General features: G+C 37.8%; 20 protein-coding genes. 17 read left to right on the top strand and 3 right to left on the bottom strand.

Annotated elements, in window-relative coordinates; translation table 11 throughout:
* Nucleotides 1-37: 37 nt before the first annotated feature.
* Nucleotides 38-685 (bottom strand): GntR family transcriptional regulator, encoded by a 648-nt coding sequence (locus ACSVDH_RS29170; protein WP_439252454.1) that lies wholly within the window; start codon nucleotides 683-685, stop codon nucleotides 38-40.
* A 281-nt stretch (nucleotides 686-966) separates the two neighbouring features.
* Here ACSVDH_RS29170 and ACSVDH_RS29165 point away from each other — a divergent pair, with 281 nt between their 5' ends.
* The 7 genes from ACSVDH_RS29165 (at nucleotide 967) to ACSVDH_RS29135 (ending at nucleotide 7,994) form a co-directional block, all read left to right on the top strand.
* Nucleotides 967-1,947, top strand: coding sequence for a metallophosphoesterase family protein (locus ACSVDH_RS29165; protein ID WP_439252455.1), 981 nt, complete (start codon nucleotides 967-969; stop codon nucleotides 1,945-1,947).
* A 5-nt stretch (nucleotides 1,948-1,952) separates the two neighbouring features.
* The gene (locus ACSVDH_RS29160) at nucleotides 1,953-2,741 is read left to right on the top strand and encodes a tyrosine-protein phosphatase (protein WP_439252456.1); all 789 of its coding nucleotides are present in this window, start codon (nucleotides 1,953-1,955) and stop codon (nucleotides 2,739-2,741) included.
* 76 nt (nucleotides 2,742-2,817) lie between these two features.
* Complete coding sequence (locus tag ACSVDH_RS29155) at nucleotides 2,818-3,639, top strand: metallophosphoesterase family protein (protein ID WP_439252457.1); 822 nt, start codon at nucleotides 2,818-2,820, stop codon at nucleotides 3,637-3,639.
* Nucleotides 3,640-3,672: 33 nt separating this feature from the next.
* Nucleotides 3,673-4,992 (top strand): ABC transporter substrate-binding protein, encoded by a 1,320-nt coding sequence (locus tag ACSVDH_RS29150; protein ID WP_439252458.1) that lies wholly within the window; start codon nucleotides 3,673-3,675, stop codon nucleotides 4,990-4,992.
* 85 nt (nucleotides 4,993-5,077) lie between these two features.
* The gene (locus ACSVDH_RS29145) at nucleotides 5,078-6,049 is read left to right on the top strand and encodes a carbohydrate ABC transporter permease (RefSeq protein WP_439252459.1); all 972 of its coding nucleotides are present in this window, start codon (nucleotides 5,078-5,080) and stop codon (nucleotides 6,047-6,049) included.
* Nucleotides 6,050-6,066: 17 nt separating this feature from the next.
* Nucleotides 6,067-6,885 (top strand): carbohydrate ABC transporter permease, encoded by an 819-nt coding sequence (locus ACSVDH_RS29140; protein WP_439252460.1) that lies wholly within the window; start codon nucleotides 6,067-6,069, stop codon nucleotides 6,883-6,885.
* Between the two features lie 41 nt (nucleotides 6,886-6,926).
* Entirely contained in the window at nucleotides 6,927-7,994 is a 1,068-nt protein-coding gene (locus tag ACSVDH_RS29135) for an ABC transporter ATP-binding protein (RefSeq protein WP_439252461.1), read from the top strand.
* Between the two features lie 301 nt (nucleotides 7,995-8,295).
* Here the strand turns inward: ACSVDH_RS29135 and ACSVDH_RS29130 are convergent, their stop codons facing one another.
* Nucleotides 8,296-9,837 carry an FAD-dependent oxidoreductase gene (locus tag ACSVDH_RS29130; protein WP_439252462.1) on the bottom strand — a complete coding sequence of 514 codons (1,542 nt, stop codon included), beginning with the start codon at nucleotides 9,835-9,837 and terminating at the stop codon, nucleotides 8,296-8,298.
* 231 nt (nucleotides 9,838-10,068) lie between these two features.
* Between ACSVDH_RS29130 and ACSVDH_RS29125 the strand changes: the two genes are divergently transcribed.
* The 6 genes from ACSVDH_RS29125 to ACSVDH_RS29100 all read left to right on the top strand — a co-directional run bounded on the left by ACSVDH_RS29125 (nucleotide 10,069) and on the right by ACSVDH_RS29100 (nucleotide 14,751).
* Complete coding sequence (locus ACSVDH_RS29125; protein ID WP_299091234.1) at nucleotides 10,069-10,419, top strand: lmo0954 family membrane protein; 351 nt, start codon at nucleotides 10,069-10,071, stop codon at nucleotides 10,417-10,419.
* Nucleotides 10,420-10,501: 82 nt separating this feature from the next.
* On the top strand, nucleotides 10,502-11,152 hold the full coding sequence (locus ACSVDH_RS29120; protein WP_439252463.1) for a PspA/IM30 family protein: 651 nt from the start codon (nucleotides 10,502-10,504) through the stop codon (nucleotides 11,150-11,152).
* A gap of 325 nt (nucleotides 11,153-11,477) precedes the next feature.
* Nucleotides 11,478-12,218 (top strand): cell wall-active antibiotics response protein LiaF, encoded by a 741-nt coding sequence (gene liaF / locus ACSVDH_RS29115; RefSeq protein ID WP_439252464.1) that lies wholly within the window; start codon nucleotides 11,478-11,480, stop codon nucleotides 12,216-12,218.
* Nucleotides 12,215-13,261, top strand: coding sequence for a sensor histidine kinase (locus ACSVDH_RS29110; RefSeq protein ID WP_439252465.1), 1,047 nt, complete (start codon nucleotides 12,215-12,217; stop codon nucleotides 13,259-13,261). Before liaF ends, ACSVDH_RS29110 begins: the two co-directional genes overlap by 4 nt.
* Nucleotides 13,254-13,886, top strand: a complete 633-nt coding sequence (locus tag ACSVDH_RS29105) for a response regulator transcription factor (RefSeq protein WP_299091224.1) — start codon at nucleotides 13,254-13,256, stop codon at nucleotides 13,884-13,886. The genes ACSVDH_RS29110 and ACSVDH_RS29105 overlap by 8 nt, the downstream gene beginning before the upstream one ends.
* Before the next feature lie 28 nt (nucleotides 13,887-13,914).
* Nucleotides 13,915-14,751, top strand: a complete 837-nt coding sequence (locus ACSVDH_RS29100; RefSeq protein WP_439252466.1) for an STAS domain-containing protein — start codon at nucleotides 13,915-13,917, stop codon at nucleotides 14,749-14,751.
* A 72-nt stretch (nucleotides 14,752-14,823) separates the two neighbouring features.
* On the opposite strand, the gene ACSVDH_RS29095 is transcribed toward ACSVDH_RS29100, so the two are convergent.
* Complete coding sequence (locus ACSVDH_RS29095) at nucleotides 14,824-16,374, bottom strand: ABC-F family ATP-binding cassette domain-containing protein (protein ID WP_439252467.1); 1,551 nt, start codon at nucleotides 16,372-16,374, stop codon at nucleotides 14,824-14,826.
* A 487-nt stretch (nucleotides 16,375-16,861) separates the two neighbouring features.
* On the opposite strand from ACSVDH_RS29095, the gene ACSVDH_RS29090 reads away from it, so the two are divergent.
* The 4 genes from ACSVDH_RS29090 to ACSVDH_RS29075 all read left to right on the top strand — a co-directional run bounded on the left by ACSVDH_RS29090 (nucleotide 16,862) and on the right by ACSVDH_RS29075 (nucleotide 21,572).
* Complete coding sequence (locus tag ACSVDH_RS29090; protein ID WP_439252468.1) at nucleotides 16,862-18,040, top strand: NupC/NupG family nucleoside CNT transporter; 1,179 nt, start codon at nucleotides 16,862-16,864, stop codon at nucleotides 18,038-18,040.
* A gap of 292 nt (nucleotides 18,041-18,332) precedes the next feature.
* The gene (locus ACSVDH_RS29085; RefSeq protein WP_439252469.1) at nucleotides 18,333-20,510 is read left to right on the top strand and encodes a DNA topoisomerase III; all 2,178 of its coding nucleotides are present in this window, start codon (nucleotides 18,333-18,335) and stop codon (nucleotides 20,508-20,510) included.
* Between the two features lie 323 nt (nucleotides 20,511-20,833).
* A complete protein-coding gene (locus ACSVDH_RS29080; protein WP_439252470.1) occupies nucleotides 20,834-21,142 on the top strand; it encodes an SRPBCC family protein in 309 nt (102 codons plus the stop codon).
* A gap of 244 nt (nucleotides 21,143-21,386) precedes the next feature.
* Nucleotides 21,387-21,572: a hypothetical protein gene (locus ACSVDH_RS29075; RefSeq protein ID WP_439252471.1), complete on the top strand. Its 186-nt coding sequence runs from the start codon at nucleotides 21,387-21,389 to the stop codon at nucleotides 21,570-21,572.
* Nucleotides 21,573-21,654 lie beyond the last annotated feature (82 nt).

Here is a 21,654-nt window from a genome sequence, read left to right as displayed (position 1 = left end):
ATTCGTTGCGTTTTTATCTGAACATTTCTTCTAAAATCTAAAATGAGCCATTCATTACGACGCGTTCACGAGTTTTTTGTCGAAACTCGTATATTTTTTGTCTAGCCTGATCATAATTTTCATTCAATATCGCCTCATAGATTGCCCCGTTATATTTAGCACCTGAGAAATATCTTTGTTGTGGATACAGCTTGTAATTTGCAACAGCACTCATCACAATTTTATCTCGATGATCATCCATAATTTGCAACATTACATTATTTTTTGCCGTTGCAATAAAACATCGAATGAATGAAAGCGAATAATTGGAATAGTTAAAGTAGTTATCTTGTTCCTTTTCTTTTAATTGTTGATCTAAAATGGACTTTAATTCTTTAAGGTCGAACGTGAAATGTTCGAAATGTTCGACCAATTCTAATACATACATTTGATGGGCAAAAATGATTTCAAACATATCGATGATTTCTTTAGTCGAAATTTCTTTTACCATGACTCCTCGATTTTTTAATGCTACGACAAGACCTTCTAATTCCAAGCGTGCAATCGCATTGGAAATCGGAGTCCTACTCATTTCCAGTTCTTCTGCCAACTTATATATGGATAACAGACTTCCTGGCATATATTCACAAGATAGAATTTTTTGTCGGATGGTTGTATAAGCAGTATCAATTAAAGATGTAGACATATTTCAATTTCCTTTCAACTATAGCTATAAAAAATATAGGGATTTTACAAGTATTTTCCTATCAAATTATGTAATTCGCCATGGAAGATAAAAAGCTTATCATTCAATTATACCTATTTGACAGCTTTTAATTAAGACAAACCACAAAATTTTACAAACTTCTTTATGTTTAAACAATTATTAATATTTGCAAAATGATAATTAACATCCCTTTAACATTCTATTAACATGCTACTGATATACTGGCAAAAGATTGATTGATATTGAAAAGGAGAATACAAATGTATACGTTAACTGATCAAAAAAAAGCGGTAGAGATTTATTTCGAAAATGTTTCTACTGATAAGCGCCCATGGTTTAGTGATTTGAAGCCCACAAAGACAGGGGATTATTCGTTTGCAGTAGTTGGTGACCGTTGCGGGATTACAACTCCAGGTGTCTTTGAAAAAGGGCTTGAGCTTGTTCAAGTGTTAAAGCCGGATTTCGTATTATCTGTGGGAGATTTAATTGAAGGCTATTGGAATAATGAAGCAGAAGCACATGAAGAGTGGGATTATGTTGATCATTTGTTAACAAAACTTGACCTGCCATTTTTCCACGTTGTTGGAAATCATGATTATGGAAATGAAACGATGGTAAAGGTTTGGCGGGAACGTAAAGGTTTTGAATATTATGCGTTCCGCTATCATGATGCATTATTTTTATTTGTTAATACGGAAGAGTCGCCAGAGGGAATGTCAGGAGACTTTCTCGAGGTATTTCGAAAGGTGACTGAAGATGTTAAACGTGAGCCGGAAAAATCAAAGGAGCACGTTCAAGAATTTTTCAATCAAATGATGAGTAAGGCTTCAAAGGAAGATCTTGAAAAAGGGAATCATCCCAATATTAGTGATAAACAACTTGCCTTTTTTGAAAATGTACTTAAAGAAAACCAAGATGTAAACCAAACTTTTGTATTAATGCATAAGCCGGCATGGAAAACAAAAGACACTCAGTTTCAACGTCTTGAGGAAATGCTCAAAGACAGAAAATACACGATGTTTGCAGGACATCTTCATCAGTTAGAAGTTATGAAAAGAAATGGCCGCGATCATATTCAAATGGGAAGAACAGGTGCATGTTGGCACGGTGAAGCGGTGGGGTCCATTGATCATATTCTCTGGGTAACAGTTAGAAATGGGGAAACGAACTTTCATGTCATTGATCTGAATGGAGCTTCGACATTAGAAAAATTTACCGTTAATGAAAAATCAAAGAGGTGATCTAAATGACAGAAGAAACGATGGAGCTGCAGTGTTTATTGCCTCTGAAAGGTGTTGTCAATTTTCGTGATATGGGTGGCTTAGCAACATTAGATGGGAGGAGGATAAAAAAGGGAATTTTGTTCCGAGCAGCGGAATTAACAGGATTAACGGAAGAAGATAAAACATATTTAGAAACATTAAATCTAAAGTATGTATTTGATTATCGTGACAATGCTGAAGCAGATAGAAAGCCGGATCCGATGATCGGACAAGCCAAAAACGAGCGAATTCCAGCTCATACTGAGGATCAGATTTCAGCACAAGCATCTTCGGAAGAAATGGTTAAAAGGGAGTATTACAAGCTATTCACGAAAGAGATGTTCATAAATTTGTATGCGAAATTGCCGATTCAAAATGCGTCTTACAAAAGGCTTATGACACTTCTCAAAAATCCAGAAGAGAATTTGCCTCTTGTTCATCATTGTACGGGTGGACGAGACCGCACAGGAGTAGGTGCGATGCTTATCCTTTTAACTCTTGGTGTCCCATATGAAACGGTCGTCGAGGATTTCCTTCTATCTAACCATGCGTTAGAAGATTTTCATAACAAAATGTTTGATGAAGCGGGGATGCATGTTTCCGAAGAAGGACTTGCCCGATTTAGAGATGCACTGCTACTGCAAGAAGATTATCTAAAAGCGGCGATCGATTCGATCGTTAGTACATACGGAGATTTCGAAACATATCTTTCAGAGGAATTAGGCATAACACAAGTAATACGTGAAAGAATTAGAGATTATTGTCTTGATTAAATCGCCGTTATATTGCAAGTAAGAACAAAATAAATGAGCCATTTATCTTTATCTAATAAAACTGGAGGAATATAAAATGAATAAACTTACTTTTCTTCATCTAACAGATACACATATTTTGCAAAGCTATAAAGGCAGTTTACTAGAAAAAGTCGATGGGCCGAATGGTAATCCAACTGATTTTTTCATAAAAATTTTAGATCATATTAAATCTTTTACGCAAAAGCCTGATTTCATTTTAATTAGCGGAGATTTGGTACATGAGGGTAATGCAAGTGATTATGCATACTTTAAACGAATCATCGAGGACCATGTGGAAGATATCCCTGTTTATACCGCTCTTGGCAACCATGATGTTACAGCTGCATATTGGGATGGTTACGAAGGGAAAGCAAATTGTTCCGATAAACTATTCTATGAAACGGCTATTAATGGATACAGATTGATTGTCCTAGATTCAAGCCATGATCATAGCGGCGTCGGTATGATTGATTCAAATCAGCTGGATTGGCTCGCCAATGTGTTAAAAACACCAACTGAAAATGGCAGTATAGTAGTCGTTCATCATCCGCTTGAAGCAGGTGAAGTGATCGATGGCCACGCTCTGACTAATTCTAAAGATGTTCTTAACATCATTCATGATACAGATGTCATTGCCGTGTTAAGCGGACATACTCATCAGAATAAAGTAAGCTCTTATGGCAAAATTCTGCTATCTACTGCAGATGGTACGGCATTTGGCGTGAATATTGGTAATGAAAGCATGCATTTGAATGATCGGACAGGTTTTAGCTTATGTACAGTTGATGAAAATGGACTTGCTGTTCAAACTGTAAGATTCCCTGATGATATTAACACAATTTTAAGCTTTTCATTGCAGGCATTACAACACAACTAACCATTAAATTTATGGAAAGAAAGGACATTTCTAATGAAATCTACTAAAAAGTTTTTTTCACTGTTTATTGTCTTAGCTTTAGTTATCTCGGTATTGAGTGCATGTGCAACATCATCAGAAACTTCAAATCAAGCAGAATTAGGAAAATTAGATCCAAACAATCCAACGAAAATTACGTTCTATTCTTATAGTTTAGCTTATCCAACAATGAAAGCGGGCGTAGAGCATTTAATTCAAGAATTTAATGACACGGTTGGGAAGGAAAAAGGAGTGATTGTAGAGGGAGTAGCTGATCAATCTTTTCAGCAATTTAAGGCAGATATCGCAGCAGGAAAACAAGTAGATGTTATCCAACATACATTTTCAACTTTAGATAATTCGAAAGAAACTCTTGGCTTAAAAGCATATGAAGATGTTTTCCCAAAAGATGAATTGGAACAACATTTCGAAGGTATTGCTCCTAATGCATTAGAATTAGGAAAAATTGATGGAAAGATGTATGGATTAGCCTTCACATTTAGTACGCCAATTGTATTCATCAATGGAAAACTATTTGAAGAAGCTGGCTTAGACCCAAACAATCCGCCTAAAACATGGGAAGAAGTAAAAGAGTATTCGTTAAAAATTAAAGAAGAAACTGGAAAAGATGGTTTTGGTCTAGCTCCAAATAACGGTTGGACTACAGAAGGGATTATATTAAGTAATGATGGCGAAGTGATTTCTAAGGATAGAAAAGAAGCAACGTTTGCGAGTAAAGAAAGCGTTGAAGCAATTGAAATGTGGAAGGATCTCTATAAAAATGGATCTCATGCAGTAGGTACTGATGCGGAATTGCCGGAACAATTTATGGCTGGTAACTTAGGTATGTTTATTACATCAACAGCTCTGCATAGCGGTTTCACCAAAGCTGCTGAAGCTGGCGGCTGGAAATTATACGGTGCTGGACTTCCACAATTTGGCGATAAACCATCAGTACCCGTAAACTCAGGAAGTGCATTAGCGGTAAGACCTGATTCGCCAGAAAAAAATGCGGCGGTATGGGAGTTTATCAAGTATGTAACTGGTAATGAAGGGTATACGATTATCACTTCAGAAATAGGTTACTTGCCTTTACGTACGGGACTTGCAGATGACCCTAACTATTTAAAAGATTTCGTTGATAAAAATCCGTTATATAAAATTAATCTTAAACAATTAGAACAAATGCACCCAGTGGCTATCTGGCCGGGAGAATATGCAACTGAATCTACATCAATCTTTACGGATGCGATTGTAAAATCAATATCAACAGATGCAGATGTAGCAGAGACGTTAACAGAAGCAGAAAATCAAATTAACGACATGATCAAATAAAGATTTTTTGTGAGAAAAGTGCTGTAAAAATAAACTTGATTTTTACAGCACTTTCCAACATTTTTTAATAAAGAAGGGAAACGGTATGAGTAGATCACTCGAAAATAATTATCAGCCGCCATTGTCCAATAAAACCCCTGTTATTAGAAAAAGTGTGTCGAAAAAAGCCAAGAAAAGCATTACGCTCAAACCATATTTTTATTTACTTCCGGCTCTTTTATTGCTTGGCATCTGGATGTATAAGCCGTTAATAACAACGTTCTTTTTAGCCTTTCAAAAGTGGAGCATGGTACCAGGAACAACACCTGAACCTGTAGGGTTAGAAAACTTCATCCGTTTATTCAATACGAAGGATTTTCTAATATCAATCGAAAATACAATCTTTTATACGATTGGTTTACTTCCTTTCTCCATTATCATTCCATTGTTTTTGGCGGTTGCCACACATGGTATGACTGGGAAAATAAAAAATGTGTATCGCACTATCTTTTTTATTCCAATGATTTTAGCACCGGTTACGGTAAGTGCAATTTGGAGATGGTTATTTCATCCCAGCAATGGTTTAGTGAATATTTTTCTATTGAAAACAGGGTTAACGGACACCAATATTTCGTTTTTCTCAGATCCTCGCTTTGCTAAGTGGATTATCTTATTTATGACCGGTTGGAGTTTAATTGGTTTTAGTACAATTATGTTTTCCGCTGCTTTAACAAGTATAAATAAAGACTATTATGAGGCAGCAGCTTTAGATGGTTCAAGCAGGTTAAAACGTTTTATCGATATTACATTACCTTTATTATCGCCAACGATTCTTTTTATGCTGACGATGAGCATTCTATTTTCAAGTCAGTTTACCTTTGCCTATATTGATATTTTAACAGCAGGAGGACCTTTTGGCTCATCAACAAATATCTATTATGAAATGTATAAATATGGGTTTTCAAATTTGAATGCTGGTTTGAGTTCAGCGGCTGCGATCTTGTTCTTTTTCGTTTTCGCAATCATCGCATTAGTACTTAATTATGTTTCTAGAAAATTTGCATTTTATGATAATTAAGATGGGAGGTTATGAAAATGAGAAGGAAAGGAAAGCTTTTAAGTGTCATTCAACATCTTTTAATGATTATCATGTGTATCATTGCCATTTTTCCTATCTATTGGATGCTTATTTCATCGTTCAAGAATGAATCAGAGATTTTTACTGCTTCATTTATTCCTTTAAAACCTACGATTGAAAACTATGTTTATGCTTTTTCGGAAATGCCGATTGTTAGAATGATGTTTAATTCATTTATTATTTCAATCCTTATGACGGTACTTCAGCTTATCACGAGCCTTTTAGCTGGTTACGCGCTTGTACGTTGGAAATTTAAAGGAAGCTTTTTTATTTATACATTGCTTAGCTTATCATGGTTAATTCCTTTTCAAGCGATTATGATTCCAAACTACGTGCTTATTAACCAAATGGGATTGAATGAACAATTAGTAGGAGTGGTATTGCCATTTGCCGTGTCAACCTTTGCGATTCTATCACTTTATCAAAGCTTTAAAGCATTTCCTGTTGCGCTTATTGAGGCAGCCAGACTTGATGGAGAAAGTGATTTCGGTATCTTACTTCATGTGATATTACCAAATATGAAATCAACGGTCGCATCTCTCGGAATTTTATTGTTTATTAACGGGTGGAATGAATATTTATGGCCAATGTTAATAACGAAGCAGATGGAAAATGCGCCAATCCAAATCGGATTGAAATCATTCGTTAATTCAGATGTTAATATGTGGGGTTCACTTATGGCAGCGACAACAGTTTCTTGTCTTCCTATCCTCATTATTTATCTTGTATTACAGAGACAAATAGTTGATTCTTTTGTAAAATTTGGAATTAAATAATCTATTCAATATTGTTTAAGCCTACTTTAGGAGTTGGGAAAATGGGTAAAATAACGATCAATCATATAAAAAAATCCTTTCATTCTAATGAAATATTAAAAGGTATTGATGTAGAAATTCAAGACGGCTCGTTTACGATTTTACTCGGTCCTTCAGGTTGTGGAAAATCAACGTTATTAAGAATTATTGCGGGGCTTGAAGAACCGACAAGCGGGAGCTTGCTTATTAATGACGAAGATGTCACATACGCTGAACCAAAAGATCGAAATATTGCGATGGTCTTCCAAAACTATGCCCTATATCCTCATATGACTGTATATAAGAATATCGAATATGGGCTGAAAATTAAAAAAGTACCTAAACATGAGCGAGAAGAAATCATACAAAATGTCTTAAACATGGTTGAACTTACAGAACATGCGAATAAACGTCCTGCTCAATTATCAGGCGGACAACGGCAGCGTGTTGCTCTTGCCCGTGCCATTGTGAAGCGTCCCCATGCCTTTTTAATGGATGAACCCCTTTCAAACTTAGACGCTAAACTAAGAAATCAAATGAGACAAGAGTTAATTGACTTGCATCAACAGTTGAAAACAACGTTTTTATATGTTACTCATGATCAAGTAGAAGCAATGTCAATGGGTTCCTATATCATTATTATGAATCAAGGAGAAATCATGCAGCAAGGCACACCGAAAGAGATTTATACGAATCCGGCCAATTTATTTGTCGCACAATTTATTGGCTCACCGCCGACAAATATTATTGAATTTGATAATATATATATCGGTATTCGCCCTGAAGATATTACTATTTTGAATAAGAACGATTTTAACAGCGATGCCATTCTTTCTGGAGAAATTCTTACAACAGAGCAGCTTGGGGGTGAAACCATTTATCGCGTAAAAACAAAGGTTGGGAATTTAAATATTAGAACACAGAGTTGCTGGGATGAAATTGGCAAATTTGTAGAAGTGCAATTTTCATTTGATAAATTAATGGTGTTTGATAAACAGGGAAATCGAATTGAAAAGGACGAAACAATATTGGATATAATTAAGAAATTATTAAATGTGGAATTAAATGAAAAAGAGCTTTTACACGTTTGATATCTGAAGTATTATATTATCTTTTATTTTAATAGAAGTAATTCTGGAGAAATAGACAAGAAGCAGTATAGCTATAATTTTTCTCAACTGATATTGTGTTAACCTAGCTAATAAAGTGAGTGAATTAAGCCTCTTGGTGATGATCAGCAACACAAAAGAATGTTACGGCCAGTGACTTAGCTAACAGTATTGTGAGAGTAGGAAGTTAGCAAAGTCTAAGGCCGTTATTCTTTTTTGGAAGTATTCATGAAAAAAATTGTTCTAACTAATTCTATGTGACCTTTAAGATATTCCGAAATAATTAATTCAAATCAACCTTTTTCAACGGTTTCTTTGCCGGTCCTTCCACAACATCACCTTGAACAGAAAATCTCGAGCCGTGGCATGGGCAGTCCCATGTACGGTCACCGCTGTTCCACTCAACTTCACAGCCCATATGGGTACAGGTTGTGTCGACCAGATTGATATTCCCTTCAGCGTCTTTATAGCAGCCGGCACGTTTGCCATTTACGACCACGACAGATCCTTCGTCATTTCCGATGTCCTCAATCCGTTTGTCTGCTATATCAATTTTCCCTTCGATTAAATGACCGGCTACATCTAAATTCTGCATAAGGAATTTTTTGATGCTCGGATCGGCATAAAAACGGGAAGGATCATATAAATCTTTGTACGGATTTTCCCTTTCTAATACAAGATCGGTAAGTAATTTGGCAGCAGCCGTTGAATTTGACATTCCCCATTTTCGGTAGCCTGTTGCAACGAGGATATTTGGCTTATTGGAGGTAATGGCTCCAACATACGGCACTTTATCAAGGGTATAAAGATCTTGTGCAGACCAGCGATATTTGATTTCCTCAATACCTAATACAGACTCCCCGAATTCTTCAAGGGCTTTATAGTGCTTATGTGTTGATGTCCCTTGGCCTGTTTTATGACCATCACCGCTAATTAACACAAGCTTTTTCCCGTCCATTGGCGTATATCGTAAGGAACGGGCAGGTGAATCCGCGCTATAGTACATGCCTCCGGGGAAATCGTGCTTCGTTAATACACCTAATACATAGGAGCGTTCAGCATGCAGTTTCGTAAAATAAAACCCTTTCCCATCAAAAAATGGGAAATGTGAGCAGGAGATCGCATACTTGCAAGTAATACGGCGGCCTTCACGGGTAATAATCATTGGCTTTGGCGTATTTTCATCAATATTAATCGCTGTTGTTTGCTCATAGATTTCCCCGCCAGCGTTTGTGATTTCATTTACAAGGCCTGTTAAATATTTTAACGGGTGGAATTGCCCTTGGTTTTTCATGACCAGAACACCCTTAATATCAATTGGCAATGGAATGTCCTTTTTAAATTCGCTTGGGATGCCGAGCCTTTGATATGCATTGTATTCCTTCGTAATTTTACGCTTATACTCATCACTTACCGCATACATATAGGCGTCCTCTTCTGTTAAATCACAGTCAATTTTCAACTCTTGAATCGTTTGACGAACAAATTGCAGCGCATCTGCATTCGCGTCATAATATTGCTTTGCTCTTTCTTCACCCATATGCTGAATCAGTTCATCATAGAGCAGTCCATGCTGGGCAGTGACCTTTGCCGTTGTATGCCCCGTTGTACCGTTAAGCACCTGGCTGGCTTCGATAACAGCAACCTTAAATCCTTGCTTCGTTAATAAATAGGCGGTAGTAATACCTGTTATTCCGCCCCCGACAATAGCAACATCTACTTCAGTATCAATTTTTAGAGGGGGAAAGCTAGGAAGCGTTGCTGACTTTCTCCAAAATGGTTCTACGTCATATGGCATTTTTCCCTGAGGAAATTCATTGGTCATATCAAGACCCTCCTTTAAAGCATTCACTTTATACATCTAATTTTCACCAAATTCACCTAAAAAAAACCTAAATGCTAAAAAGGTCTGGTTGAAAAAGGAAATTCCACATATATGAAGCACTACGTCTCAAGGCTTAGATGAAAATAAAGCCTGCGCTCGTTATAGGGATAATGAAAAGTAGATAAGATAGAGACATAGAAACGAACACATTGTTGAAAGGAGGAAAAAGACATGAAGAAATTTGGTTACTTACTTTTAGGCGGGGTGGCAGTGATTGTGTTGCTGTCAAATCTTGCCCCAATGATTGCTTTAGCGATTAGCCTTATAATTATGTACTTTGCATACAAAGGCTTTATTAAAACAAACTCAACCTTCAATAAAGTTGTATTAGCGATCATTGGCGTTATTGCATTGTTCGCATCTGCTTCAAATCTGCCAGCTATTTTAGGATTTGTTGCCGTGTATGTTTTATATGTGGTCTATAAAAACTGGAAAAAACCAGCGAAAGCAAAACTTGTCGAAGATGATGATCCATTCACGAATTTTGAAAAAGAGTGGAATGAATTAAAAGGGAATTACTAATTCACTTAGTAACCAATTGGCGGGTTTGCCAATTTGGCTAGGAAATAAAGAGTTCAATATCAACATTAAAGGAGAGAATATAATGGCTAATCTATTTACAAGAATAAAAGATACGATTGCAGCTGATTTACATGAAGCATTGGACCAAAAGGAACAAAAAAATCCAATTTCAGTACTAAATCATTATTTAAGGCAATGTGAGAATGAAACGGAAAAGGTTCGTCAACTGGTAGAGCGTCAATATTTATTAAAAGAAGAGTTTCGCCGTGAGTATAAGGAGGCTGTGAATTTAGCTGAAAAGCGTAAATATCAAGCTGAAATTGCTTCGAAAGCAGGGGAAACAGAGCTTTATGAATTTGCTGTTAAAGAGCAAACATATTATGAGGAGCGAATCGCACGCTTAAAAGAGTCAAGCGAGCAAACAAATCGCCAGCTTGAAGAGTTAGAACAAAAGTATGCTGAAATGAAGCATAAGCTAAAGGATATGCATCTTAAGCGAATGGAGCTAATGGGCAGAGAAAATATCGCCCGCGCGCACCATCGTATGAATAAAGTGGTTGAGAACAATAGCTATTCGACAAAGGCATTCTCCAGATTTGAAGAAATGGAAAGCTATCTTGATCGCTTAGAGCATCAAGTGAATTCTGCCTATCACCGCAACACGATTGATGCCCGCATTGCCCAGCTTGAAAAGCAGCTAGAAAATGAGCAAACCGCTTCTATTTCATCATAAAAAATATGGTATCCTAATAAGGCGTAGGTTTCTGCGCCTTATTTAAAGTTTAAAGTATAACTTTTTGTACTTAGTTTTAGTGTCTAGCTCCAGGCGCCATCGGCTCTTGGGTCTAGTCAAATAGGAATTGGAGGTAAAGAACACCTTCTATTCCTATTCGCCTTATGCTTATTGCCGATAGGAGGGCGCCTTGCGCATTTCTTAACCATCATAGGAGGTTTCATAATCGAAGAGAAATTTCTTCTTTCTATTATGAAGCGTCTTATTTGCATATGGCTTACCAGGCTGCTAACGCTTTAGTTTTAATGGAGGGAGGAGACATCTTATGTTGAAAAATATGAAATCAGATTATGTAAACTGGATTCTTTTAATTGGAATTCTCCTTCTTTTGTTAGAGGTTTCGTTTTTTAATGGAGGTCTTATTATTACATTTGTTTTATCGATTGGCTGTATTTATTTAGGGAAGAAGTGGAAGCCGCGAATGATGGGCAAGATCTTCTTTTGGATCGGTTGGATCTGGCTCATTGTAACGGTGTTAAATATGATCACCTTTCGTTACTTTCTCTGTGTTGTTCTTCTGTATCTTATCGTTCAATTTTTCCAATCGCAGAAGCAGCCTAAGCAAATTAAGCCGATCACTGTAGATGATGGATTTGAATCTGAAACAAGGTCTGACCGTTTTATAAAGCGACAAAAGATATTTGATAATAAATTCTTTGGCAGTCAAAAATCACCTGAACATGTATATGAATGGGATGATGTCAATATTCAGGTTGGAGTAGGGAATACAGTTATCGATTTAAGTGATACCGTATTACCGAATAGCGAGGCGATTATTTCCATTAGAAGCTTGATTGGAAATGTGCAAATTCTCGTTCCTTATGAGGTTGGCGTTCATGTAAACCATTCTATTTTGGCTGGAACTGTAACGATATTACAAGATCAAGAGGAAAGAGTCATTAATGAGCTAATTGTTTATGAAACAGCTGAATATGATCAAGCCGAACAGAAAGTAAAGCTTATCACCTCGATGATTACTGGGAAGCTTGAGGTGAAGCGGGTATGACCATCATGCAGCGGCAAATTCTTATTGGTGCGATTTTTTCGCTTGTCCTATTCCTTCTCCTTTCGGTGTTTTTCTTTATTGCTTATCCTTTGGAAAGCTGGAGTTCACTTTGGGTGAGGACGGTCATGGATTTACCCTTTATTTACATTGTTCCTAGTTTAAGCATTTTACTAGGAGTTTGTTATGGAGGCTTTTCAGGATATCTTTGGAAAAAGCAGTTTCATGTGGTTGAAACCGCTGTAAGAGAAGTGGAAAAGGGCCGACCGGTACCAGATGAACCGCAGGCGGCCATTCCTGAGATCCACGAAATTTGGGTTAAAATTGAAAGCATCCAAAAACATATGCTAGAACAAACAAAGCTATCGCAAAAGCTGGCAAATGAGAAAGCGGAGGATCAAGAAAAAAGAATCCAGGAGATGATTTCACAGGAAAGAAATCGCTTAGCGCGCGAGCTTCATGACTCGGTCAGTCAGCAGCTTTTTGCAGCCTCGATGATGATGTCGGCAATTACGGAGTCAAGACCATTATCAGACGACAGGGAGACAAAGCAGCTGAAATTAATTGAAGAAACCATTCACCAATCACAGCTTGAAATGAGGGCATTGCTTTTGCATTTGCGACCAGCTGCTTTAAACGGGAAATCTCTTCAAGAAGGAGTTCAAGAGCTTTTGGTAGAATTAATGCAAAAGGTTTCAATGAATATTAAATGGAAGGTGGAGCCGATTCCTCTTGATAAAGGGGTTGAGGATCATTTATTTCGGATTCTTCAGGAATCTGTATCAAACACCCTGCGCCATGCAAAAGCAACAAGTCTCGATGTTCTATTAATCAAGCGCGATGATTTTGTGATTATGCGTGTTTCTGACAATGGTGTGGGCTTTGAAGTGGAGGAAGAAAAAACTGGTTCCTATGGATTGCAAAATATGCATGAAAGGGCGGTTGAAATTGGCGGCACGTTGAAGATTGTTAGCTTAAAGAATAAGGGAACCCGTCTTGAGGTAAAGGTTCCTGTACTTTTAAGTAAGGATGATGAACATGATTAAAGTCGTTTTTGTAGATGACCATGAAATGGTGCGTATTGGGGTTTCTGCCTATTTATCTGCTCAGCCGGACATCGAGGTCATTGGCGAAGCGGATAATGGCAAAAAGGGTGTGGAGCTTTGCCTGGATCTTCGCCCAGACGTTATATTAATGGATTTAGTGATGAAGGAAATGGACGGAATTGAAGCAACAAGGCAAATCATTGAAGCATGGCCTGATGCGAAAATCATTATTGTCACAAGTTTTCTAGATGATGAGAAAGTATATCCGGCACTTGAAGCAGGTGCAACGAGTTACTTATTAAAAACATCAAAGGCAAGCGAAATAGCAGGGGCAATTCGTGCTACCTATCATGGACAATCGATTCTAGAGCCGGAGGTAACCGGCAAAATGATGATGAAAATGCGCCAAAAGGATGTAACCCACCCTCATGAACAATTAACAGCAAGGGAAATGGAAATTTTAATGTTGATGGCTGAAGGCAAAACAAATCAAGAAATAGCTGATGAATTGTTTATTGCATTAAAAACAGCAAAAACACATGTTAGTAACATTTTGAGCAAGCTTGAGGTTCAGGACCGAACTCAAGCAGTTATTTACGCATTCAAACATTCACTTGTAAAATAAACAATACGTTTTGGGAGAGAGACAATACATGCATCGAAACCGTGATTTATATCAATTTTTAGTAGAGAATTCTTGGCAAATGTCAGAAGACTGGTATCAAAAGGTTGATGATCAAGACCCTGAATCCATTTATTCCAGTCATGATCCTAAAATTATTCAAACCTTAAAGGAACAAAATCAGGATTACTTTCTTCACCTGCATACGCTTTTTATTGAAGAAGAATTACAGTTTTTCAGCGAATTTAAAAAATGGTCCGAAGAGCTTGCTAGAGACCAAAAGCATTTAACGACACCTGTCCATTATGTTGTTAGAGAATTTAATAAAACGAAGGATGTTTATCTCTCCTATATTAAAAAATTCTATCATGATAATACGGATAAAATTAGTATCGATCAATTGCTCAACTGGATTGAAATTGTCGGAAGAGTCGTGAATTTATCGATATACATATACATTGATGAAGCGCATAAAAACACAATAAAACAGCTGGAAGCACAAAAACAAATGATCAATGAATTAAGCTCGCCGATTATTTCTCTTGAAAATAACACGGCCTTATTACCTTTAATAGGCGATATTGATACAGCGAGGGCGAAATTAATTTTAGAGAATACGTTAACTCAATGTGCTGAGAGAAGAATCGAGCAGCTTTGTATCGATTTATCAGGTGTTGCCATTATTGATACGATGGTAGCCCATGAAATTTTCCATTTAATTAGTGCATTAAAGCTTCTTGGTGTAAAATCTATTTTATCTGGCATAAGACCGGAGATTGCGCAAACAGCGATCCAGCTTGGATTGGATTTTGAAGATATAACAACAACATCATCCCTTGCCCGTGCTTTGGAAATGATAAATGCGTAGGGGTTTATAATACAGAAAAGCAAAACGCTTGGAGATTATTAGTATCCAAGCGTTTCTTGTGTTTAGAAAAACCTATTGTTTCTCCGCCCATTCCTCAATATCCCAAACCTTTGTTACCCAATCCTCATAAAAATCAGGTTCATGGCAGACAAGGACAACTGTTCCTTTATAGGCTTTGATTGCGCGTTTTAGCTCTTCTTTTGCAACAACATCAAGGTGGTTTGTCGGCTCGTCAAATAACAGCCAGTTGCTTTCATTCATTAGCAATTTGCATAGGCGAACCTTTGCTTGCTCGCCGCCGCTTAATTGTGTGAGCGGACGGGAAATATGTTCATTTTTTAAGCCGCAGCGTGCTAGAAGTGCTCTAACCTGGTGCTGATCAAGATGTGGAAAGGCATTCCATACATCATCAATCGGCGTAATCGCTTCGGCTTTCACCTCTTGTTCAAAATATGCTGGATACAGGAAATCACCGCGATTGGTTGTTCCGCCTAATGGCTCAATTTTACCAAGAATCGTCTTTAGCAGTGTTGATTTTCCTATTCCGTTGCAGCCGACAATGGCAATCTTATCACCGCGCTCAATTGTCATCGTAAGCTTAGGCAACAGTGGTCGGTCATAGCCAATTTCCAGATCCTTTGCTTCAAACACATAACGGCTGCTGCCTCTTGATTCCTTAAATTCAAATGTTGGTTTAATCGCTGTTTCCGGACGGTCAATTCGCTCAAGTCGATCTAATTGTTTTTGTCGGCTCTTCGCACGTCCAGTAGTAGAGTAGCGCGCTTTGTTTTTAGCAATAAAATCCTCTTGCTTTTTAATAAATTCCTTCTGTTTTTCATAGGCTTGCAGATGCTGGTTTTTATTAATCTCTGCAAGCTCAAGGAATTTTTCATAGGTTGCCGTATAGCGCGTCAGCTTAGAAAATTCTAAATGAAAGATGACATTGGAGACACTATTCATAAATTCAGTATCATGAGAGATTAATAGAAAGGCATAAGGATATTCCTTCAAATAGTTGCTCAACCAGCGAATATGCTCAACATCTAAATAGTTTGTCGGCTCATCCAGCAAGAGTACATCAGGCTGTTCAAGCAATAGCTTTGCAAGTAGAACCTTTGTGCGCTGGCCGCCGCTGAGTGCGGAAACATCACGATCAAGGCCGATCGCATCAAGTCCTAAACCCCTGGCCGTTTCCTCCACCTTCATATCTAATAAATAAAATCCGCCAGCATCTAAACGGTCCTGAATTTTTGCCATTTCCTCAAGCAGGTCCTCAAGCTCTTCAGGTGTTGCTGAAGCCATTTTTTCTGTTACCATATTTAATTCCTTCTCCTGCTCAAAAAGCGGTAAAAAGGCATCGTTTAAAATATCGCGAATTGTTTTTCCCTTTGTTAAAACCGTATGTTGATCAAGGTAGCCATAACGAACTCCTGGAGTCCATTCGACACGGCCCGTGTCGTAAATAAGCTGCCCTGTAATAATGTTCATTAAAGTAGATTTCCCAACACCATTCGCACCAACAAGACCGACGCGTTCACCTGCTAATAGGCGAAGCGAAACATCTTTAAATAAAGTGCGATCACCAAAGCTATGGCTGAGATTATCGATTGAAAGTAGACTCATTTTTTCTAAACCCTCCAAGAGTAAAAACAGTATCTTGCCTCATTCTACTATTGTTTTAGGCAAAGTGCTACTGGAAATAGATGAAGGTTATGTTTGTTAACTTTACCCCAAATTTTCCATTTAAACAAAAAGGGAGAAAGGGTTTACATATTCAATGAAGTATGATTATAATTACAATTGTTGTTAGACATCTTACATCTAAAATATATATATCAATAGAATGACCAATTATTTCGTGAGGTGTTGAGAATAGAAGTCAGACGTCCGATTACAAAAGAAATTAGTGTAGGTTTGCTTAATGGAAGCTAGTCTGTTCGATAAATCATTTTCGCTAACTGAAACGGCGATTTTTTGCACTTAGTTTTTATGTCTAGCTCCGAAGCATAGGCCTTGCACTTTTCTTATCAAAGTGATCAATGAGCTGCTGCTAGGGTATTATTTTTGAAAGTTTTACAAAAATAATAATATTAACTATTTGGAGGAGATTATGAAATATTTATTGGGAATCTTAGGTTTAATCATCGTTTTTGGGTTAGCCTTTATAGCAAGTAATAATCGCAAGCAAATTAAATATAAACCATTGATTTTTATGGTTGTCATTCAGCTGCTTCTAGCAGCCCTCCTGTTAAATACAAAGTTTGGATTTATTATTATTAATGCAATTGCGAATGTATTTAACAAACTTCTTCAATACGCAAATTCAGGGGTAGAGTTTGTTTTCGGCGGGATAGCAAATGAAGGATCTCAGCCATTTTTTCTTACGGTTTTACTTCCAATTGTGTTTATTTCAGTATTAATTGGAATACTTCAGTATGTTAAAATCCTGCCTTTCGTGATGAGATGGATTGGGTTTGTACTCAGTAAAATTAACGGGATGGGAAAACTAGAATCTTATAATGCAGTTGCTTCAGCAATTGTTGGACAATCTGAGGTATTTATTACGGTTAAAAAACAATTAGATCACCTGCCAGCAAACCGTCTTTACACACTGTGTGCTTCAGCAATGTCAACAGTGTCAATGTCCATAGTTGGTGCTTATATGACTATGATTGAGCCGAGATACGTGGTCACCGCCATTGTCATTAATTTATTTGGAGGATTTATCATTGCGTCAATTATTAATCCGTATACAGTAAATCCAAAAGAAGATTTTTTAGAAGTGGAAGAAGAAAAACAATCTTTCTTTGAAATGTTGGGAGAATATATTTTAGACGGATTTAAAGTGGCAATAATCGTAGGAGCTATGCTGCTTGGTTTCGTTGCATTAATGGCTGCAATTGATAATGTATTTGACATGCTGTTCGGCCTTACATTTCAGCAATTACTTGGCTATGTGTTTGCCCCGTTGGCATTTATTATGGGCATACCAGCGTCGGAGGTCGTGTCAGCAGGAGGCATTATGGCAACAAAACTAGTGACAAACGAATTTGTTGCGATGATGAGTTTAGCGGATATGGCCTCGCAATTTAGTGAAAGAACGTTGGGAATTGTATCCGTATTCTTAGTGTCATTTGCTAACTTCTCGTCTATCGGTATTATATCAGGTGCAGTAAAGGGGTTAAGCGAAAAACAAGGAAATGTTGTTGCTCGATTTGGCCTTCGTTTATTGTATGGCGCAACGCTTGTAAGTGTCTTATCAGCAATTATTGTAAGTATTATTCTATAAAATGAAGTAGTGCATGATTGGAAAACCTTCTTTTTGACAGGTAGATGTACTACTTCGAATGGATCGATAGAAGTCCCTTTCAAAAGGTCAATGGAAGCTTCTATTTCAATTAAAGTTGGATAAGGAGATCTTCAGCTTTTGAAGGGACTTTTCGATACATTTTGGCCCTCAACATGGAAATTGTTAGTTCCCCCAATAGAAAAACCTCCCTTTTTAATGAATCGGATTAGATTTCAAGTACAATAACCCCTATAATAGAACAAGGAAACCGGATTTTCGAAAGGATGTTATTATGAGTAAAATAGTCGTTCTAGCTGAAAAGCCTTCTGTAGGCAGAGATTTGGCTAGAGTGTTGAAATGTCATAAAAAAGGAAATGGCTTTTTAGAAGGAGATCAGTATATTGTTACATGGGCGCTTGGGCATCTTGTCACACTTGCTGATCCAGAAAGCTATGGGGATAACTATAAAACATGGCGCTTAGAGGACTTGCCAATGCTGCCTTCCCCACTTAAGCTAGTGGTCATTAAAAAGACGGGTAAGCAATTTCAAGCCGTTAAATCTCAGCTTGTGCGCAAAGATGTACGCGAGATTGTCATTGCAACAGATGCTGGGCGTGAGGGCGAGCTTGTTGCCCGCTGGATTATTGAAAAGGCGAGAGTGAACAAACCGATTAAACGGTTATGGATTTCATCTGTCACAGATAAAGCGATTATAGAAGGCTTTCGCAAGCTTAGAAATGGCAAAGAATATGAAAACCTATATGCTTCAGCGGTTGCAAGAGCAGAGGCGGATTGGATTGTTGGATTAAATGCTACCCGTGCGTTAACAACAAAATACAATGCCCAGCTTTCATCAGGACGTGTGCAAACGCCGACCCTTGCGATGATTGCCCAGCGTGAAGAGGAAATTAAGAGCTTTAAGCCAAAAAAATACTATGGGATGAAGGCAATCTCAACAAATGGATTGGCGCTGTCATGGCATGATGCGAAAACAAATGATTCGAGAACCTTTACTGAGCAGATCATTAATGAGAAGCTAAAAAACCTGAAAGGAAAATCGGCAACGGTTGTTGACATCAAAATATCTCCTAAAAAAGCGTACGCGCCAGCGCTTTATGATTTAACAGAGCTTCAGCGTGATGCCAATAAACTCTTCGGCTTCTCTGCAAAAGAGACGCTGTCGATCATGCAAAAGCTGTATGAGCAGCATAAGGTGTTAACCTATCCACGAACAGATTCACGCTATTTATCAAACGATATTGTGGATACATTAAAGGACAGGCTTGAAGCTTGCAGAATAAAGCCGTATGCACAGGCAGTTGCCAGAATTTTAAACCAGCCGATTAAAGCAAATAAATCCTTTGTTGATGATGCGAAGGTATCTGATCATCATGCGATCATCCCGACAGAGGAATCAGTGCCATTAAGTGCATTAACTGACAAAGAACGCAAAATTTATGACTTAGTTGTCAAACGTTTCTTAGCTGTGTTGCTCCCTGCTTATCAATATGAGCAAACCGTTGTAACAGCCAAAATTGATGAGGAGCGTTTTACAGCAAAAGGAAAGCGGGTCATAGCCCAAGGGTGGAAGGAAGTTTACAGCGATTATGTAGATGAAGATCAAGAGGATGAGCAAAGCCTCCCTGTTTTGGCAAAAGGTGATGAGCTGTCGATTACGTCTATAACCAAAACGACAGGTGAAACAAAACCGCCGGCACGGTTTAATGAGGCAACACTGCTTTCCGCTATGGAAAACCCAAAAAGCTTTATGGCTGGTGAGAGCAAAGAGTTAATTAAAACCATTGGGGAAACAGGCGGACTAGGAACAGTAGCGACACGGGCGGATATTATTGAAAAGCTGTATAGCAGTTTCTTAATTGAAAAGAAAGGCAAGGAGATCTTCATCACTTCGAAAGGAAAGCAGCTTCTGCAGCTAGTGCCTGAGGAGCTGAAATCACCTGTTTTAACAGCAGAATGGGAGCAAAAGCTGACAAGGATTTCTAAAGGCTCTTTATCAAAGCAAGCCTTTTTAAATGAAATGAAGCAATACGCTAAAGAAGTAGTGAACGAAATCAAAAACAGCAATCAACGATTTAAACATGACAATATCACGGGGAGCAAATGTCCTGAATGCGGTAAGCTTCTTCTTGAGGTAAATGGTAAAAAGGGAAAAATGCTTGTATGCCAGGACCGTGAATGCGGCTATCGAAAAGGGGTCTCTAAAGTAACAAACGCCCGCTGCCCGAACTGTCACAAAAAGCTTGAGCTTAGGGGCGAAGGTGAAGGGCAAATTTTTGTATGCCGCTGCGGCCATCGTGAAAAAATGTCCACCTTCCAGGAGCGACGAAAGAAAAATCAAAACAGTAAGGTATCGAAGCGTGATGTTGCGAAGTATATGAAAAAACAGGACAATGACTTTACCAATTCAGCATTAGCAGATGCCCTGGCAAAGCTTAATTTAAAAGAATAGCAAGAAAGCAAAAAGGAAGAACAAAGTGCCAATCATAAAGCGAGACTTCCATCAGTGGGGGGTTCTTCATCCCCACTGATGGTTAGCGAGACTTATCGGATCATTACGGGCAGTTATCCCCCGCTTATTTTCTTAGCAAATCTTGAATCTTGAAGGAGTTTTATTGCCCGTTAAGATTGGGATAAAGACTGATATGTTTACTTATGCACCGCGCGACATTTGCTTTGATGTTGGCGAGATATTGATATTCATACTCAATCAGCAGGACAAACAAATGAGCGGGCTATCGCTGGTGTGACAAGTGGATTAATCGGAACGAAACGGTGACATGGGAAGCCATCCATTTTGGAATCAAACAAAGGCTCACTGTTCGCATCACGGAATTCGATTATTCAAATCGATTTGTCGATGAAATGGAAAAAGGGGCATTCAAGCGTTTTTATCATGTCCATGAGTTTGTTGAAAAGGAAAATGGAACGCTGATGATCGACACCTTTAATTACACCTCTCCATTTGGACCAATCGGCGAGCTTGCAGACCAGATGTTATTAGAACAGTCTATGAAGGATTTTCTCATAACAAGAAACTGGTATAGTAAATGGATTGCTGAAGAGAAGGTAAAGAATGAATAGCGCCGCGTTTGCGGCGTTTTTATATTACCTAATAAAAAACAGAGAAATCGAAAATTTAGAAATCTCTCGGATTTTGTCGAATGCTGGAAAAAATAGCAAAGTTGCAAAATTATCGAGCAAAGTTGCAAGATTCCGCTTCAAAGTTGCAAAATCAATTTTCTAGCTTCAAAAATTTCTATATCTTCAGCAGATTTTTAGTCAAAAAGACCGAATAATGCGGGTGAAACCAGCAAGGAGGTAAGATGTGATTATAAAAAAACGTACAATTCCTCTCCAAATCCCAAAATTACAAGCATTAATTTGCAGAACACCAGAAACTCATCCAAAACTTCCTTTGGTAAATGGAAATCTTTCAATTAAAAAGTTAAGAGGTTTTTTGCAAATCTCTTCTCCGTATTTAGCTTCAAGACTACTTCATTCTATGAAATAACCTAGTAATGGAAAGTGAAAAAATCGAATCTATTATTTGAAATGGTTCATGGAAATTGACACGTTCAAATGGTATAAATCAT

Origin of the sequence: Metabacillus sp. Hm71, from assembly GCF_051842955.2 — a bacterium.
In the GTDB taxonomy this organism is placed as follows: domain Bacteria; phylum Bacillota; class Bacilli; order Bacillales; family Bacillaceae; genus Metabacillus.
The sequence above is the reverse complement of the archived record's forward strand: the minus strand, read 5'-3'. Positions and strand labels throughout refer to the sequence as shown.

Coding starts and splice junctions, on each gene's coding strand:
- ACSVDH_RS29170 (WP_439252454.1), bottom strand. CDS start 685: ATGTCTACATCTTTAATTGATACTGCTTATACAACCATCCGACAAAAA.
- ACSVDH_RS29165 (WP_439252455.1), top strand. CDS start 967: ATGTATACGTTAACTGATCAAAAAAAAGCGGTAGAGATTTATTTCGAA.
- ACSVDH_RS29160 (WP_439252456.1), top strand. CDS start 1,953: ATGACAGAAGAAACGATGGAGCTGCAGTGTTTATTGCCTCTGAAAGGT.
- ACSVDH_RS29155 (WP_439252457.1), top strand. CDS start 2,818: ATGAATAAACTTACTTTTCTTCATCTAACAGATACACATATTTTGCAA.
- ACSVDH_RS29150 (WP_439252458.1), top strand. CDS start 3,673: ATGAAATCTACTAAAAAGTTTTTTTCACTGTTTATTGTCTTAGCTTTA.
- ACSVDH_RS29145 (WP_439252459.1), top strand. CDS start 5,078: ATGAGTAGATCACTCGAAAATAATTATCAGCCGCCATTGTCCAATAAA.
- ACSVDH_RS29140 (WP_439252460.1), top strand. CDS start 6,067: ATGAGAAGGAAAGGAAAGCTTTTAAGTGTCATTCAACATCTTTTAATG.
- ACSVDH_RS29135 (WP_439252461.1), top strand. CDS start 6,927: ATGGGTAAAATAACGATCAATCATATAAAAAAATCCTTTCATTCTAAT.
- ACSVDH_RS29130 (WP_439252462.1), bottom strand. CDS start 9,837: ATGACCAATGAATTTCCTCAGGGAAAAATGCCATATGACGTAGAACCA.
- ACSVDH_RS29125 (WP_299091234.1), top strand. CDS start 10,069: ATGAAGAAATTTGGTTACTTACTTTTAGGCGGGGTGGCAGTGATTGTG.
- ACSVDH_RS29120 (WP_439252463.1), top strand. CDS start 10,502: ATGGCTAATCTATTTACAAGAATAAAAGATACGATTGCAGCTGATTTA.
- liaF (WP_439252464.1), top strand. CDS start 11,478: ATGTTGAAAAATATGAAATCAGATTATGTAAACTGGATTCTTTTAATT.
- ACSVDH_RS29110 (WP_439252465.1), top strand. CDS start 12,215: ATGACCATCATGCAGCGGCAAATTCTTATTGGTGCGATTTTTTCGCTT.
- ACSVDH_RS29105 (WP_299091224.1), top strand. CDS start 13,254: ATGATTAAAGTCGTTTTTGTAGATGACCATGAAATGGTGCGTATTGGG.
- ACSVDH_RS29100 (WP_439252466.1), top strand. CDS start 13,915: ATGCATCGAAACCGTGATTTATATCAATTTTTAGTAGAGAATTCTTGG.
- ACSVDH_RS29095 (WP_439252467.1), bottom strand. CDS start 16,374: ATGAGTCTACTTTCAATCGATAATCTCAGCCATAGCTTTGGTGATCGC.
- ACSVDH_RS29090 (WP_439252468.1), top strand. CDS start 16,862: ATGAAATATTTATTGGGAATCTTAGGTTTAATCATCGTTTTTGGGTTA.
- ACSVDH_RS29085 (WP_439252469.1), top strand. CDS start 18,333: ATGAGTAAAATAGTCGTTCTAGCTGAAAAGCCTTCTGTAGGCAGAGAT.